Here is a 16,845-nt window from a genome sequence, read left to right on the forward strand (position 1 = left end):
CCGCCTTTTCTCCGGGCCCCCCCCCACCACCCCATCTTGTGTCCATCTTAACACCATCACGGGGCGCGGCCCCCCGGGGGGGGGGGCCCCCCGGGGGGGGGGGGGGGGGCCGGGGGGGGGCCCCCCCCCCCACGCCCCAGGGGCTGCGGCGACCACGTGGGCGAGATACGGTTCCGGGCGCGCGTCCGTCCACGTAGATCATTGGGGAAATCATGGGTTTGCGACGGGTCGTCCCCGTGCTCGTTCTGGTCGCCGCGACCGGCTTCGGCCCACTGGTGGCAACCGCGCCCGCGCTGGCCCGCGCCGCGGACTCGGTCCGCAGCCTCCAGTGGCACCTCGACGCGCTCAAGATCCCGCAGGCGCACCGGTTGTCGAAGGGCAAGGGCGTCGTGGTCGCGGTGATCGACAGCGGAGTGCAGGCCTCGCACCCGGATCTCGACGGTCAGGTGCTGCCCGGAAAGGGCTTCGGCCCCGGCTCCGCCGACGACGGACGGACCGACCCGGACCGCACCGCGGGGCACGGCACCGCGATGGCCGGCATCATCGCGGCGCGGGGTGGCGACGAGAAGCACGCACTGGGCATCGCTCCCGAGGCGAAGATCCTGCCGGTGAGTCTGGGGCCGTCCGGGCTGCGGGAGGCGCCGGCGGGCATCCGGTGGGCCGTCGACGAGGGCGCGGACGTCGTCAGCGTGTCGCTCGGCACCGAGCGCGACGACCCGGAGGTGGTCGACGCGGTCCGCTACGCGCTGAGCCACGACGTCGTGGTCGTCGCCGCGAGCGGCAACACGGGCAGCACGTACCTCGAGATCCCGATGCCCGCCAGCATCCCCGGTGTCATCGCCGTCGGCGGCGCGACGCGGTCCGGTGCGCTCTGGGACGGCACGATCGTCGGGCCGGCGATGGCGGTCTCCGCGCCGGGCGAGGCCATCGTCGCCCCGACCAGGCCGGGGGTCGCGAAGGACGACTACGCCGTGTACGAGGGCACCAGCGCCTCCGCGGCCATCGTCTCGGGTGTCGTCGCCCTGGTCCGCGCGCGCTACCCCGGCCTGGACGCCGCGAACGTGGTCAACCGCGTGGTGAGCACGGCCCGCGACCGAGGACCGAAGGGCCGGGACAAGGACTACGGGTTCGGCTCGGTCGACGTGCTCGCGGCCCTGACCCGCGAGGTGCCCGCCGTCGACGCGAACCCCCTGGGCGCTCCCGCGGCCGAGGCGTCGGCCGACCCGACACCGTCGGACGCGAGCACCGATCAGGAGTCGGGAGGCATTCCCTGGATCCTGATCGCGATCGTCCTGGCGCTGCTGGTGGTGGTGGCTCTCGTCGTGGTGGTCGTGCTGGTCGTCCGGCGCGCTGGCCGCCCGCGAACCGGCGCGTGACTTTCAGGCGTCCGCGGACCGCGGTGTGACGGTCAGCACCAGGCGGGCGCTCGCGCCCAGTAGCTTGCGGGCCACCTCGGGCATCGGGATCTCTCCCTGCCAGACGCCCGCGCCCGGGTTGGCGTCCTCGACGAGCTCATCCGGTCCTGGCTCCCAGAACCGGATCGCCGTCGTCGACGTGCCGTTCCAGGTGGCCCAGCACCGCAGCCGACCGGTCGGGTCCGGTGCGATGTCGACCAGCAGGATGTCCGACCAGTCCTCGGCCTGTTCGAGATGGTCGAGGAAGTCGAAGACACCGTCGCGGACCCGCACCGAGATGAGCCGCAGCTTCAGGCAGTGCCGCGCGGCGCGGGGCTGGTCGTCGCGGCGCGGCGCCAGCTTCGACGACAGGAAGGTGGTCACCAGGGGCACGGGCGTGTCGGCCGCGTCCTGGCCCGCCGCCCGTTCGAGCTGCACCGGACAGTAGTGGGCCGCGGTCTGGGCGTGCATCAGGATGGGCAGGCCGCGGATCGACAGCAGCGTCTCCAGCTGCCACACCAGGTCGTCGTCCGGCAGTGACAGGCCGACCAGGTCGACCCGGACCTGAAGGTCGCCGAACAGGAAGCGCCGGAGGTTCTGGTAGCCCTCCTCCGAGTTGACGATGCCGAAGGACCCGCTGTGGCTGCGGTGGACCATCGCCCGGTGGGCGCCCTGGACGTACGCGTTGTCGATCTGGACCAGCCCGTCGCTGCGGGCTCCCACGATCTTCGAGGACAGCCCGAGCGCCACCCGGTAGTCCGCCGGGTTGGTGCCGACCAGGCAGAAGACCTCGTCGGCCGGGAACCCGTCGGGCGGCATGACCCGCGCGTCGAACTCGTCCTCGCTGGGCGCTCCGGGCAGGGCGGGGGTCAGGTACTCGTACATCCGCCTCGGCCCGAAGATGTCGGCGCCGCTGATGCCGGTCAGGTCCCGGAGCTTCTCGAAGAGGCCGAACCCCACCTCGAACTCGATGCCGCCGTGCGGCGTGCCATAGGTGAACAGTCGTGCGATGTAGTCGGTGGCTTCGCCCGACACCAGTGGAATGTGTCGCTGGATGGTCGACCGGCAGATCAAACCGCCCATCGAGTGGGCCACGAGAAACACTCTCGGCGCACCGGTCTTGCGGCGCACGAGCTCGATGAGGTCGAACAGGTCGGCCGCCGCGTTCTCGATGCTGAACTCGGTCGGCCGCTTGGCGAACGTCGTGGCCGACACGTCGTAGAAGCGGTGGATCCATAGCGTGTTCGCGTCGACCTCGCCGTCGGCGCTCTGCTGGAGGAAGGCGCGCTGGTCACCGTGCACGAGCAGCCGGTAGCTCTCGTCGATCATCAGCCGGAGCATGGGGCTCTCGAACTGGTAGAACTGCGGGTCCCCGAAGCCGTCGACGCGCACGTGCACGGAGCCTTCGTTGAAACCGTAGAACGGATCCTCGACCGCTTTGTCTATGCCCGATCCGGCGAACCCCCGGACGTAGATGAGCGGCAGCCGGCCGTCGTTGTCGTATCCCACACAGCAGTGAACGACGCGGCCGGCGCCGGGAATGCGCCGGCCGCGGCAATTCAGCCCTTCACGCAGACCACCTGCTTGAGGTGGGCCACGACCTCGACCAGGTCCGCCTGTTCGGCGATGACCGCTCCCAGGTCCTTGTACGCGCCCGGGATCTCGTCGACGACGCCGGCGTCCTTGCGGCACTCGACGCCGGCCGTCTGCTGGGCCAGGTCGTCCACCGTGAACGTCCTCTTCGCCTTCGTCCGCGACATCCGCCGGCCCGCCCCGTGCGACGCGGAGTTGTAGGCGTCGTCGTTGCCCAGACCGCGCACGATGTAGGAGCCCGTGCCCATCGAGCCCGGGATGATGCCCAGGTCGCCCCGGCCCGCCCGGATCGCGCCCTTGCGGGTCACCAGCAGCTCGACACCCCCGTAGGTCTCCTCGGCCACGTAGTTGTGGTGGCACGAGATCGGCTCGTCGTAGCGGACGTGCGCGACCGCCTCCCGCAGCACCCGGCAGAGCAGCGCGAGCATGATGGCCCGGTTGCGCGCCGCGTACTGCTGCGCCCAGGTCAGGTCCCGGCGGTACGCGTCCATCTCCGGCGTGCCGGACACGAACACCGCGAGGTCCCGGTCCGGCAGGTCGGCGTTGTGCGGCAGCCCGCGCGCGACCCGGATGTGCCGCTCCGCGAGCTCCTTGCCGATGTTGCGCGAACCCGAGTGCAGCATCAGCCAGACCCGCCCCGCGTCGGCGCCGCCCTGCTCGACGCAGACTTCGATGAAGTGGTTGCCGCCGCCGAGCGAGCCCAGCTGCCGCGACGCCCGCGTCTCGAGGCCGCTCACGTCAGCGGTGAGCGCGCCGAAGCCCTTCCAGAACTCGGCCCAGCCGGCGGTCGGCAGGCCGTGGATCCGATGCGGGTTGACCGGCTCGTCGTGCGCGTTGAACCCGACCGGGATGGCCGACTCGATCGCCCGGCGCAGCGGCCCGAGGTCGTCGGGCAGGTCGGCGTCGGTGAGGTTGGTGCGCACCGCGGACATGCCGCAGCCGATGTCGACACCGACCGCGGCCGGTGCGAGCGCCTGCCGCATCGCGATGACCGAGCCGACCGTCGCGCCCTTGCCGAAGTGCACGTCGGGCATGACGGCGACGCCGTCGACCCACGGCAGCGTGCCGATGTTGCGGAGCTGCCGGGTCGCGTCGGCCTCGATCGTCGCCGGGTCGGTCCAGACCCGGACCGGCGCCCGGGTGCCCGGCAGCAGCGTGTAGCTCATCGTCTCTCCCCAGTGAATGGTGTGATCGAGACCTGACAGGGAATTGAACCCTTTGCCCGTTTCCGGGATCCGGTGTTGCAAACCGACCGCCGCACCAGCGACGCCATCAGGTCAGAAAAAAGGCCGCCCTACCCGGTCGCGGGTGGGCGGCGGCGTGAGCGCGCGAGGCGTGCTCAGCGGGGCCGTTGTCCCGCGAGGGACAGCAACGTGGCGGGTCGCCCGGCGAAGGGCAGGCCCGCGGTGGCGCACGGTGGTTGACACCGTGTCGCTCTCGCTGTGGGCTGCCACGTCATCTCGGGGATCTCCTCGCTCACTCGTGCTGTGACGCACACAGTAGGGCCGCGGCGCGCCTGCGGCAACGGGATTAGCCGAAGCCGCGGCCGGGGCTTCGTTGCCCCGGCCGCGACAGATCTGGGGACTCTTACTCGTCGGCCTCCAGGGCCAGGTCCAGGTGGCCCGCCAAGCCCTCGGCCAGCGCGGCCAGGGTCGGGTGCTGCCACACGAAGTTGCCGGCCAGCTTGACTCCCAGGCCGGCCTCGAGACGCGCCCGGAGCTCCATCGCCAGCAGGGAGTCGAAGCCCAGTGCGCGCAACGGCACCTGCGGATCCAGGACGCTGTCGCCGAGCCGCATGACCGCCTGGACGTGGCCGCCGACGTACGACTCCAGCGCCGTCCGTCGGGCCAGGCCCGGGGGCGTCGCGGCCAGGTCGGCCCGGACGTCCACGGGCGCGGCGCCCGGCTCGGCCACCACCTCCCGCGCCGACAGCGGCTCCAGGACCCCGGCGAAGAACGGCGCGGACGGCACCGGCACCCAGGTCGACGGCGGTCCCGGGATCACTCCCGTGCGTACCCGGTCGTGGGTCAGCAATGTGGACAGTGCGGCGAAGCCGTCGGCCGTGCCGATCGTGGTGTAGCCGCGCGCCGCGAAGTCGGTCGCCGCGCCCGTCTCACCCCACGGACCCCAGTTGACCGCCAGTGTCGGCAGGCCCTGCGCCGCCCGCCATGCGGCGAAGCCGTCGAGCCACGAGTTCGCGGCCGCGTACACCGTCTGGCCGGCATTGCCGATCAGCGACGCCATGGAGGAGAAGACGACGAACCAGTCCGGCCGGTGCCCGGTGACCGCGGTGTGCAGCGCGCGGGCGCCGACCACCTTCGGGCGCCAGACGGTGCCGAACTGGTCGTCCGCCACGGTGAGCAGCGCCGCGTCGGCGAGCACCATCGCCGCGTGCAGCACGCCGCGCAGCGGTCGGTTGAACGCGGTCGCCGCCGTCACCAGCGCGTCCGCCGTGCCCGGCGAGGCGATGTCGCCCCGGATCACCGTGACCCGCGTGCCGGCCGCCCGCAACGAGGCGATCGTTGCGGCCGCCGTCGGCGACGGCGCGCGGCGACCGTTCAGCACCAGATGCCCGGCGCCGCGCGACGCGAGCCACGACGCCGCCGCGAGGCCGACGCCGGTCAGGCCGCCGGTGATGATGTACGACCCGTCCGGCCGCACCGGCGGGCCGTCGGGCCGCGCCGCCCGCACCGTCCCCGAGCCGGGCACGGTCAGCACGAGCTTGCCCTGGTGTGCGGCAGCGGCCATCGTCCGCAGCGCGTCGGTGGCCGAGGTCAGCGGGTACGACCGCACGGGCAACGGCGGCAGCGACCCGTCGGCGAGCCCGGACAGCACCTCCCGGAGCACCGTCGCGAACACGTCGGGCCGCCGGTTCTGCAGCTCGATCAGGTCGACCGTGCTGAAGGTGATGTTGTGCCGCATGGGCGCCAGGCCGAGGGCGCGGTCCGCGAGGATGTCCCGCACGCCGAGCTCCACGAACCGGCCGAACGGCCGCAGGGTCGACAGCCCCGCCCGGATCGCCGGCCCGGCCAGCGAGTTGAGCACGACGTCGACGCCCTCGCCGCCGGTCGCCGCCAGCGTCTCGGCCGCGAAGTCCAGCGACCGCGAGTCCATCACCGTCGCGATGCCGAGCTCGCGCAGCCGGGCGCGCTTCTCCGGCGTGCCCGCCGTGGCCAGCACGGTCGCGCCGAGCCGGCGGGCCACCGCGATCGCGGCCAGGCCGGTGCCGCCGGTGCCGCTGTGCACCAGCACCCGCTCGCCGGAGCGCAGGCCGGCCACGTGGCGCAACGCGTACGAGGCGGTCAGGTAGCCCGTGAGCTGCCCGGCGGCGACCACCGGGTCGAGCCCGCCGGGCATCCGGGCCACCGCGGTCGCCGGCACCGTCAGGAAGGAGCCGAACGCGCCGCCGCGCAGGTCCACGGCGAGCACCGTCTCGCCGACGGCGAGCGCCACGCCGGTCCCCACCGCGCTGACCACGCCGGCGCACTCGAAGCCGATCCGGTAGCGGACGTCGTCGCCGTCGCCGTGCAACAGGCCCATGACGGTGAGCACGTCGCGGAAGTTCACCCCGGCCGCGGTCACCTGGATCTCCACCTCGCCCGGCCCGGGCGTGCGCCGGTGGCAGGCGGCCAGCTCCAACGCCGACAGGTCGCCGAGCCGGCCGGCGCGCAGCCGGAACCCGTCGACGCCGCAGCGCACGTCCACGAAGGACGTCTCCGGGACCGGTGCGTACGCCAGCCGGGCCACCGCCCGCTCCCCCGCCCGGTGCCGGACTTCGTCGTCCGCCTCGTCGGCGAGCAGCTCGGCGGCCAGCAGGTCCGCGTCGGTCGACTCGACCAGCGTGGCCCGCAGCTCCGGGTGCTCGATCGCGAGCACGCGGACGACGCCGCGCAGCGCCGCCTCGTCGAGGGCTCCCCCGGTGACCAGCACCAGCCGGGGCGGCACCGCCTCGGTGCACAGGGCCCGGGCCACGGAGACCACCCGCCGGGTACGGTCGAGCGCGGCATCACCCGCGGCCACGGCGGAGCCGCAGACCAGCGCGACCACGCCCGGCAGCACGCCGCCCAGCAGGCCCTGCGCCGGCTCGTCGAGCGGCAGGTCCAGCACGTCGGCCGCGGCGCCGCGCGCCCGCACGGCGGCCGCGACCGGCAGCACGGCACCGCCGCCCTCGCCGACCAGCAGCACCCGGCCGACCACCGCCTCGGACACCGGCGGCGCCGGCTCCCAGCGCGGTTCGAGCAGCCACGACTCCGGCCGCGCGGCCGAGGGCGCGGGCACGCGCTGCCGGACGCAGTGCAGGCCGGCGACGGTCAGCACGGCCACGCCGGCGGGGTCGCGGAGCACGACGTCACCCGCGAAGCCGTCGGCGTCCGACGAGACCAGCCGGGCCTCGCCGAACGCGGCCCGCGACAGGTCGCCGAGCACCGCGACCCGGGCGATGCCGACCGGCAGCAGCAGCCCGGCCCCGGGCGCGTCGAGCACGGTCGCGACCAGGAGCTGCGCGCACAGGTCGAGCAGTGCCGGGTGGATCGCGAGCTCGCCGGCCGGGGCGAGCGGCGGGGTGAGCAGCGCCCGCGCGGCGGAACCGTCGGCCGACCGGGTCAGCCCGCTCAGTCCGGCGAACGCCGGACCGTGCGCGATGCCGCGTGACCGCATGGCCGCGTAGAGCGCCTCGCTGTCGCCGGGCAGGTCGCACGGCGGCACCGCCGCGGCCGCCGCACCGGAGCGACCGGACCGGAGCACGGCGCCGGCGTGCCGGACCCAGCCGCCGTCGGAGCCGCGGGCGAAGATCTCGCACTCGGCCCGGTCCGGGGCGGTCATCGTCACCGTGGTGCTGACCTCGGTGTGGTCGGCGAGCCGCAACAGCTCGTGGAACGTCAGGTCCTCGACCGTTACCTCGTCGGCCGGCGCGGCGAACACGGTGCACGCGGCGCTGAGCGCCAGCGCGTGGAACGCCGCACCGGGCAGCACCGGTTCGTCGTGCACCCGGTGGTCGGCCAGGAACGGCAGGGCGACGAGGCCGGCGTCACCGACCCAGGTGTGCCGCACGGGGTCGCCGGCGACCTCGGCGTGCATGCCCGGCAGGCCGGCCGGGGCCGCCGCGGGCGTCACCGGGGAGACGTCGACCCAGTGGCGGCGCCGGTCGTACGTGATGGCCGGCGGGTCGGCCAGGTCGGCGTCGGCGTACAGGACGGACCACGCGACCGGCACGCCCGCGCAGTGCAGCGCGGCCAGCGACGTCCGGAACGTCGGCAGCTCGGGCTCCTCGCGACGCAGGGTGCCGACCACCGTGGCCTCGGCGGGCAGGTTGTCCAGAACGGCGGCCGCGACGATCGGGTGCGGCGAGACCTCGAGGAACACCTGGTGCCGATCGGCGGCCGCGGCGTCGACCGCGGCCGAGAAGCGCACCGGCTGCCGCAGGTTGCGGCACCAGTAGTCGGCGTCGAACGCCGGCTGCTCCGAGCGCGGGTCGAGCACGGTGGAGTAGAACGGCACGACAGGCTCGCGCGGACGCAGGTCCTTGAGCGCCGCGTCGAGGTCCTCGAGCAGCGGGTCGACCTGCGGCGAGTGCGACGCGACGTCGACGGCGACGAGCCGGGCCGGCACGCCCTCGGCGTCCCAGGAGTCGACCAGCAGCCGCACCCACTCGTCGTCGCCGGCGATCACGGTGCTGGCCGGTGCGGCCACGACCGCGACGGAGACCACCTCTCCCGCGCCGGCCGCGGCGATGTCCGCCTCGACCTGCGAGCGACCGAGGCCGACGCTGGCCATCGCGCCGGCGCCGGCGATTCGCTCCAGCAGGGCCGAACGGCGGCAGATCACCGCGACGCCGTCGGCGAGCGACAGCGCGCCGGCCACGACCGCGGCCGCGACCTCGCCCATCGAGTGGCCGAGCACGCCGGCCGGGGTGACGCCGTAGGAGCGCCACAGGTCGGCCAGTGCCACCTGGACGGCGAACAGCACCGGCTGCACGAAGCCGCAACCGGACACGGGCTGACCGGAGCGCAGCACGTCGAGCACGGAGAAGCCGGCCTCGGTGGCGATCAGCGCGTCGGTGCGGGTCAGGCTGGCGGCGAAGGCCGGCTCGGTGGCGATTAGCTCGGCTCCCATGCCGGGCCACTGCGATCCCTGCCCGGAGAACACCCAGACCGCGCCGCGTACGACGCCGCCGTGCACCTCGCCATCGACCACGGCCGGGTCGGCGTGCCCGGCCGCGTACGCCCGCAGCCGGTCGGACAGTTCCTCGGTGTCAGCGGCGACGACGCCGAGCCGGCCACGCCCGGCGCCGCGACGCAGCGCGAACGTGTGGGCGATGTCCCGAAGCGGCACGTCGCGGCCGTCGCCGTCGAGCCAGTCGGCGACCCGCACGGCCGCGGCCGGCAGCGCCGCGCGCGAGCCGGCCGGGATCACCACCACCTCGGGCTCGGCGGTCGGCCGGGGCACCGCCGGCGGCGACGGCAGGTTCGGCGCCTCTTCGAGCACGACGTGCGCGTTGGTGCCCGAGAACCCGAACGAGGAGACCGCCGCCCGGCGCACAGCGGCGCCGTCCGGCCAGCGGGTGGTGCCGGTGGGCACGAACAGCCCGGCGGCCGACGGGTCGGTGCCCGGCGTCCAACCGGTGAAGTGCAGGTTGCCCGGGATGAGGCCGTAGTCCAGGGACAGCACCGTCTTGATCAGACCGACGATGCCGGCGGCCGGTTCGAGGTGCCCGACGTTGGTCTTGATCGAGCCGATCGCGACCGCCCGGCCCTGATTCCCGTACACCCGGGTCAGGCTCGTCAGCTCCGTCGGGTCGCCGAGCCGGGTGCCCGTGCCGTGCGCCTCGACGTAGCCGATCTGGCTGGCGTCGAGGCCGGCGCGGACCAGGGCCGCGCGGTAGACCTGCTCCTGCGCCTCGGCCGACGGCGCGCTGAGGCCGTCGGAGCGGCCGTCCTGGTTGACCGCCGAGCCGCGCACCACGGCCAGGATCCGGTCGCCTTCCCGCAGGGCGTCACGGAGCCGCTTGAGCACGACGGCGCCGGCGCCCTCGGAGCGCACGAAGCCGTCGGCGTGCGTGTCGAACGCGCGGCACCGGCCGGTCGGCGAGAGCATGCCGAAGCGCGTGAACTCACGGGTCGTGCGCTCGTCGACGATCAGGTTGACGGCGCCGGCGACCGCGACGTCGCACTCCCGGTCGCGCAGCGCCTGCGCGGCCTGGTGCACCGCGACCAGCCCGGACGAGCAGGCGGTGTCGACGGTGACGGCGGGACCGTGCAGGCCCAGCAGGTACGAGATCCGCCCGGCGGCCACGCAGTGCCCGTTGGTCAGGATCCCGCCGGCCAGCTCCTCCGGCGCTCCGGCGAGGCGCTGCATGTACTCGTCGTAGCTGAGGCCGAGGTAGACGCCGGTCGGCTCGCCGGCCAGCCGGTCGGGTGCCAGGCCCGCGTGCTCGAAGGCCTCCCACGCCACCTCGAGCATCAGCCGGTGCTGCGGGTCGAGCACGTCGGCCTCGCGCCGGGAGACGCCGAAGAAGTCGGCGTCGAACCCGGTCACGTCGGTCAGCCAGCCACCGTCGGGTGGCGTGCCGGCACCCGGCGACGGTCGGCCCGCCGGGAAGGGGCCGACGGCGTCGCGGCCGTCGGCGAGCAGTCTCCACAGGGCGGCCGGCGAGTCGACGTCGCCGGGCAACCGGCAGCCGATCCCGACGATCGCGATGTGCTCGTGTTCCACTGGAGCAGGCTCTTTTCTGGGTTAAAGGGCGTCGGGGCTGCCGAGCAGGATGGCGCTCTGCACGCCGCCCAGCTGGTAGGTGAAGCTGAGCGCGTGGTCGAAGGCCAGCGGCACGCTCTGGAAACCGGGCACCGGGTCGAACGGCAGGAAGTCCAGCGGCCGCTCGCAGTTGGCGGTCGGGCAGACCATGCGGTTCTGCATCATCAGCAGAGTCAGGGCGACGCCGAGGGCTCCGGTGGGCGCGCCGTTGTGGCCGAAGCTGCCCTCCTGCGAGGTCATCAGCAGGTCGCCGGCGCGGTCGCCGAAGAGCGTGCGGATCGCCGCGGCCTCCTGCTGCGCCATGCCGCCGTCGCTGCCGCCGTGCACGTATTTGACCTGCTCGATCGGCCGGTCGCCGAGCGCCTGCCGGACCGCCGCGACGAGGCCGCCGCCGTCCTGGTCGCTGGCCAGCGGGTGGGGCAGGCCGTCGCGGGTGATCGCCTGGCCCAGCACCTGGCCGTAGATCGCCGCGCCGCGCCGCTCCGCGTGCTCACGGCTCTCCAGGATCAGCGAGACCGATCCCTCGCCGTAGTTCACGCAGCCCTGGCGCTGGTCGTACGGGCGCATCAGGCGGTCGAACTCGATCGGCTCGTCCGGCAGCGCGTTGGTCGGCCGGGTGTCGGCGCCCTGGTCCTGGACCATCCTGACCAGGTCGAAGACCTTCTTGAGCAGCGGGTAGTAGAAGTTGTCGACGCCCGTCACGGCGATCACGTCGGACGCCCCGCTGTTGATCAGCATGCGCGCGTTGTTGATCTGCACGGACGACGAGGAGCAGCCGGCGTTGGCGGTGTAGCAGGGCCCGGTGGTGCGGGCGAAGGCCGACTGGGCCAGCGCCACGTCCGAGGAGGTGACGGCGATCGAGCTCTCGATGAACAGCGAGGTCGCCTCGATGATGTTCAGGTCACCGATCTCGGTGTTGAGCACCTTGAGGTAGCCCGCGATGTTCGTGTCGACGCCGCCGCGCCCGACCAGGATGCCGGCGTTGGCCAGGGCGCCGGCCCGCACGTCGAGCTTCGCGTCGGTGCACGCCTCGAGGAACGACATCAGCCCGAAGCGGTGCGTGTCGGTGAAGTGTGCGGCGAAGATGCCCGGGATCTCCGGGAAGTACTCGGCGAACGTCTCCGCCGGCAGGTCGACGGTGCCGTAGTAGACCCCGTCCTCGCGGGACGAGATGGCGGTCTTGCCGTGCGAGACGATCTCCCACACGTCCTGGGTGGTGATCGTCGCCCGTCCACCCAGGCCGGGCAGACAGAAGCCCATGCCGGTGACGACCACGTCGCGCGCGTCGGTAACCGACCTCGTCATGTTCATTCCTTCCCCGAAGGTCGCTCGTTCGGGGAAGAGAGTACGGCCTAACCGGACTAATGGGATGTAGCGCCCCTTAGGCCGGCGAGTCCGGCATTAAGGCGAGCCTGCGGGTCAGCGCGTCGTGGTGCGGACGTCGACGACACCCGGCACGTCCGCCGTACCCGTGAAGTCGTCCTTCATGTCGTCCACACCCCACTGCGGCTCGGCCAGGGGCAGGAGGGACTGCCGGTCGGCCCGCGTCTTCGCAACGTCGATCCCCATCGCGGAGTTACGGTCCGCCTTGATCGACTCGTCGGCCTCGCCGTCGCGGTTGAAGGACCACATGAGCTTGGGCTCGCCGTACGGCAGCGGCATGCCCTCGTGGCCGCCGGCGTTGTGCGTGTGCCACGTGTGCCAGGTCTTGCCGTAGGAGTTCATCAGCTGCTTCATCAGCGCCTTCTCCGCCGGCGCGGGCAGGCCGGGAGCGACGAGCTCCCCGGAGAGCACCTCGAAGTTGTGCGGGTGCCAGTAGCCGCGCTCCTCCTCCGGCAGGGTGTCGAACAGGCGCCCGGAGACGATGTACTCGACGCCGATCAGGTTCGCGTCCTTGGTGTTGCCGTCGAACAGCACGCACTGCAGCAGGTCGTCGTTGACCACGCGGCAGAAGTGGTGCGCCTCCATCTGGAACTCGGGCTCACCCTTCGCGCAGTGGAACCCGACGACATAGACGTCGAAACCCGACATCGGCGCGCTGGTCTGCAGCAGGTGCGCGCCCTGCTCCAGGATCGCGCGCCAGGTGTCTTTCGCCTCGCCGGCCGGTGTCGTCGGGCCGCGCCGGGTCTTGATGGCTGGCTGTACGGGCACTCGGGACCTCCTTCGCCGATGGGTCGGAGGACGCGTACCCGGCCGGCGGCGGACCAACCATCCATCCGCCGCTCCCCGGGGCCTGCTACTCTTGCGCCCGTGCAGCGCTGGTATCGGTTTACACCCCCGGCCCGGAACGGGTCGGCGGGCGATTCGCCGCGCTGACCTTCACCCCCGAGCCGGATCACTGAGCCGGCTCGGCACGCGTCCCGGGGCGGCTCGCCCATGAGAGGACGCCATGTCTGTCACCGCCGCGGCGCTCGACGATGCCCGCATCGCCCGGATGAGCCCGCTGATCTCCCCTGCCCTGCTGCGCCACGAGTTCCCGGTCTCGCCTGAGGTCGCCGACGTGGTCAGCCGCGGCCGGGCCGAGGTCGTCGACATCCTCGACGGTCGTGACGACCGCCTGCTGGTGATCGTCGGGCCGTGCTCGATCCACGACCCGGACGCCGCCCTGGACTACGCCTCGCGGCTGGCCGCCGTCTCGTCCGCTCTTTCTGGTGAGCTTCGGGTCGTCATGCGGACCTACTTCGAGAAGCCGCGCACCACCGTCGGGTGGAAGGGTCTGATCAACGACCCGGACCTGAGCGGCGGCTTCGACGTCAACCGCGGACTGCGGCTGGCCCGCCAGCTCCTGCTCGACGTCTCGGCGCTCGGCCTGCCGGTCGGCTGCGAGTTCCTCGACCCGATCACCCCGCAGTTCATCGCCGACATCGTGAGCTGGGGCTCCATCGGCGCCCGCACGGCCGCCAGCCAGACCCACCGGCAGCTGTGCAGCGGCCTGTCGATGCCGATCGGCATCAAGAACTCCACCTCGGGCGACGTCGGCGACGCGGTGGACGGGATCCGCGCCGCGGCGGCCAGCCACGTTTTCATGGGCATCAACCTGGACGGGATCGCCGCCCTGGTCACCACCACCGGCAACCCGGACGTCCACCTGATGCTGCGCGGCGGGTCGAGCGGCCCGAACTACTCGGCGGCGCACGTCTCGGACGCGCTCGCTTCGCTCGAGAAGGCCGACCTGCCGGCCCGGCTGATGATCGACGCGAGTCACGGGAACAGCGGCAAGGACCACACCCGGCAGCCCGGCGTCGTACGCGACATCGCGGCCCGACTGGCCGCCGGCGAGCGCGGCATCGCCGGCGTGATGATGGAGAGCTTCCTGGTCGCTGGCCGGCAGGACCTGGGCGGGTCGTCGATGGTCCGCGGCCAGTCGGTGACGGACGCGTGCATCGACTGGGACACCACCGCCACGCTGCTGGAGGAACTCGCGGCGGCGGTTCGCGCGCGGCGCTGACCCGGAAACGCGCGCGCCGGTAGCTTTAGGAGGCTATGTCCGGGACGCGCTTTCCGTACCATCCAGCGCTCGACGGGGTCCGGGCCTTCGCCGTCCTGGCGGTGCTGCTGTTCCACGGTGGAGTGGCGGCACTGCCGGGCGGCTTCCTCGGCGTCGACGCGTTCTTCGTGCTGTCCGGCTTCCTGATCACCTCGTTGCTGCTCGTCGAGCGGTCCGCGACGGGACGCACGGACCTGGTCGCCTTCTGGGGCCGCCGGGCTCGGCGGCTGCTGCCGGCGCTGCTGCTCGTGCTCGCGTGTGTGGCGGTGGTGTCGCGCTGGCTGCTGCCGCCGACCGAGCTTCCGGCGCTGCGGCTCGACTCGTTGGCCGCGGTCGCCTATCTCGCCAACTGGCGGATGATGTTCCGGGACGGCGACTACTTCGCGGCCACCGGTGCTCCCTCGCCGTTGCAGCACACCTGGTCGTTGGGGATCGAGGAGCAGTTCTACCTGCTCTGGCCGTTGGTGTTCATCGCCGCTGCCGCCCTGCGCCGGTCCAGGACCGTGCTGCTGGCGATCTGCGTCGTGGGCTCCGTGCTGTCGGTGGCGGCGTCCACGGTGCTGTTCTCGCCTTCCGATGTGGACCGGGACTACTACGGGACCGACACGCGTGCGGTGACGCTGCTGGTCGGCTGTGCGCTGGCGGTTCTGTTGTCCGAGCGGGTCGGCGGTGGCGGTCGGCATCGGGCGTTGGGCGCACTGGCCGTGGTCGGCGTGGCGGTCACCGGACTGTTCTGGGCCACGGCGCGCGGCAACTCGCCGTGGCTCTATCGCGGCGGGCTGCCGCTGGTGGCGCTGGCCACCGCCACGGTGATCGCGCATGCCGTGGTCAGCCCTCGATCGCCGACCGCGCGGGTGTTGGCGGTGGCGCCGCTGGTGGCGGTCGGACGGATCTCGTACGGGCTCTATCTGTGGCACTGGCCGCTCTTCGGATGGCTGACCGCTTCCCGCACGGGCCTCGGCGGGTCGGCGCTGCTCGGGCTTCGGCTGGGGGCCGTGTTGCTGGTCGCGACGGCGTCCTACGTGCTGGTCGAAGAACCCATCCGGACCGCCCGCTGGACCCGGCGCCGACCGCGGCTCGCCGGAGCGGCGGCGGGGACGGCGGTGCTGGCCACCGCGGTGCTCGCGGTGCTGGTGACCGTGCCACCGCCGACCCGGCCCGCTCCGGTCATCGCGCTCGACACGGCACCGGCCGCGACTCCGTCGGCCCGACCGCCCACGCAGCGGGCCGGCCGGACACCGGGCGCGCTGCCGCGGATCGCGTTCATGGGTGACTCGGTGTCGTGGTCGCTCGGGACCTACCTGCCCAAGCAGGACAAGCTCCAGGTCACCGCGCGCGGGGTGCCCGGGTGCGGCATCGCGCGGCTCCCGGAGCTGTTCTATGTCGGCTCGCCGCACCCGAACTATCCGGGCTGCGACACGTGGGACCAGCGCTGGCGGCGCGACATCGCGACCGACGACCCGGACGTGGCGGTGATCCTGCTGGACCGCTGGGAGCTGATGGACCGCAAGCTGTCCGGGCGGTACCAGCACGTGGGCGAGCCGGAGTTCGACGCGTACCTGACCCGGGAGCTCGACCTCGCGATCGACATCGTCGGGGTACGCGGCGCACGCGTGGCCGTGCTGACGGCGCCGTACACCCGGCGAGCGGAGCGGCCGGACGGTGGGCTGTGGCCGGAGGACGAGCCCGCGCGGGTGGACGCCTGGAACCGGCTGCTGCGGTCCACCGCCGCGCGGCGTGGCGCCACGGTGCTGGACCTGCAGGCGGTGGTCTGCCCGGGTGGTGCCTTCGCGTGGGACGTCGGGGGTGTGCGGGTGCGCAGCGACGGGCTGCATTTCACTCCGGAGGGCGTACAACAGGTGATCGCGCCCTGGTTGTTGCCCCAGGTGGCCCGGCTCGCGACGGCCTAGGCCCGCGTGGCGACGGTGACCAGCATCGGGATCACCAGCAGCAGGTCGCCGCGTTGGGCGCGGTCGCGCTGGTCGGCCAACCAGTCGTCGGCGTCGCCCGCGATCCGGCTCAGGAACAGCTCGCCCAGGTCGGCGGCGGTCACCACCTCGGACGCGGCGGTGGTACGGACGTCGGTGAACCCCACCGCCCGGAGGAGCTCCGGAGCCTGGCGCGCGGCGAACCCGGACGCCAGCCTGTCGGTGCGTCCGTGCACGACGGCGCGGGTCCGGGCGGGGTCGTCGCCGGCGATGCTGACCGCGTCCCAGTCGAGGTCGACGACGACGACGCGGCCGTTCCTGCTCAGGACGCGGCGGGCCTCCTCAAGGGCTCGGCGCGGGTCGGTCAGGTCGTGCAGCACCTTGTCGGTGCGGTAGCCGTGCAGCTCGCCGTCCTCGAACGGCAGGTGGTGGGCGTCGCCGACACGGTAGTCGCCGTCCGGGCGGCGCTCGCGGGCGACGTCGACCATGGCCGGGTTGTGGTCGAGGCCGGTCGCGGCGGCCCCTCCCGCAGCCAGCTCGGCCACCGCGCGGCCGGTGCCGCAACCGACGTCGACGACCCGATCGCCGGTGTCGAGTGCGAGCAGGTCGTAGCTGTAGGCCCGGAGCCGTGCGCTGCCGTCGAGGGTCTCGAAGCGGTCGAGGGCGCGCAGAAATCCTGCGGGGATCGTCATGA

Annotated in this window: 9 protein-coding genes and 1 tRNA gene; 3 read left to right on the plus strand and 7 right to left on the minus strand. The window is 73.2% G+C overall.

The annotated features are described in order from the left end of the window. Positions 1-212: 212 nt before the first annotated feature. A complete protein-coding gene (locus AB0J88_RS36490) occupies positions 213-1,376 on the plus strand; it encodes a S8 family serine peptidase (protein WP_364359375.1) in 1,164 nt (387 codons plus the stop codon). A 3-nt stretch (positions 1,377-1,379) separates the two neighbouring features. Here AB0J88_RS36490 and AB0J88_RS36495 read toward each other — a convergent pair whose 3' ends face one another. From AB0J88_RS36495 to AB0J88_RS36520, 6 genes are all read right to left on the minus strand, one after another. Beyond that, complete coding sequence (locus AB0J88_RS36495; protein ID WP_364359378.1) at positions 1,380-2,903, minus strand: hypothetical protein; 1,524 nt, start codon at positions 2,901-2,903, stop codon at positions 1,380-1,382. 50 nt (positions 2,904-2,953) lie between these two features. After that, positions 2,954-4,153 (minus strand): RtcB family protein, encoded by a 1,200-nt coding sequence (locus AB0J88_RS36500; RefSeq protein WP_364359381.1) that lies wholly within the window; start codon positions 4,151-4,153, stop codon positions 2,954-2,956. A gap of 28 nt (positions 4,154-4,181) precedes the next feature. Then, a tRNA-Cys gene (locus AB0J88_RS36505) sits at positions 4,182-4,266 on the minus strand. A gap of 308 nt (positions 4,267-4,574) precedes the next feature. After that, the gene (locus AB0J88_RS36510; protein ID WP_364359384.1) at positions 4,575-10,697 is read right to left on the minus strand and encodes a type I polyketide synthase; all 6,123 of its coding nucleotides are present in this window, start codon (positions 10,695-10,697) and stop codon (positions 4,575-4,577) included. A gap of 21 nt (positions 10,698-10,718) precedes the next feature. Then, positions 10,719-12,041 carry a beta-ketoacyl synthase N-terminal-like domain-containing protein gene (locus AB0J88_RS36515; protein ID WP_364359387.1) on the minus strand — a complete coding sequence of 441 codons (1,323 nt, stop codon included), beginning with the start codon at positions 12,039-12,041 and terminating at the stop codon, positions 10,719-10,721. A 114-nt stretch (positions 12,042-12,155) separates the two neighbouring features. Continuing rightward, on the minus strand, positions 12,156-12,887 hold the full coding sequence (locus AB0J88_RS36520; RefSeq protein WP_364359390.1) for an OBAP family protein: 732 nt from the start codon (positions 12,885-12,887) through the stop codon (positions 12,156-12,158). A gap of 238 nt (positions 12,888-13,125) precedes the next feature. Here AB0J88_RS36520 and AB0J88_RS36525 point away from each other — a divergent pair, with 238 nt between their 5' ends. Together AB0J88_RS36525 and AB0J88_RS36530 are read left to right on the plus strand one after the other, a co-directional pair. Next, positions 13,126-14,184, plus strand: coding sequence for a 3-deoxy-7-phosphoheptulonate synthase (locus AB0J88_RS36525; protein WP_364359393.1), 1,059 nt, complete (start codon positions 13,126-13,128; stop codon positions 14,182-14,184). Positions 14,185-14,219: 35 nt separating this feature from the next. Beyond that, a complete protein-coding gene (locus AB0J88_RS36530; protein WP_364359396.1) occupies positions 14,220-16,133 on the plus strand; it encodes an acyltransferase family protein in 1,914 nt (637 codons plus the stop codon). On the opposite strand, the gene AB0J88_RS36535 is transcribed toward AB0J88_RS36530, so the two are convergent. Then, positions 16,130-16,843 carry a methyltransferase domain-containing protein gene (locus AB0J88_RS36535; protein ID WP_364359399.1) on the minus strand — a complete coding sequence of 238 codons (714 nt, stop codon included), beginning with the start codon at positions 16,841-16,843 and terminating at the stop codon, positions 16,130-16,132. The two genes, AB0J88_RS36530 and AB0J88_RS36535, sit on opposite strands and share 4 nt — an antisense overlap. Positions 16,844-16,845: the final 2 nt, after the last annotated feature.

The organism is Asanoa sp. NPDC049475, assembly GCF_040676915.1.
Lineage (GTDB): Bacteria > Actinomycetota > Actinomycetes > Mycobacteriales > Micromonosporaceae > Asanoa.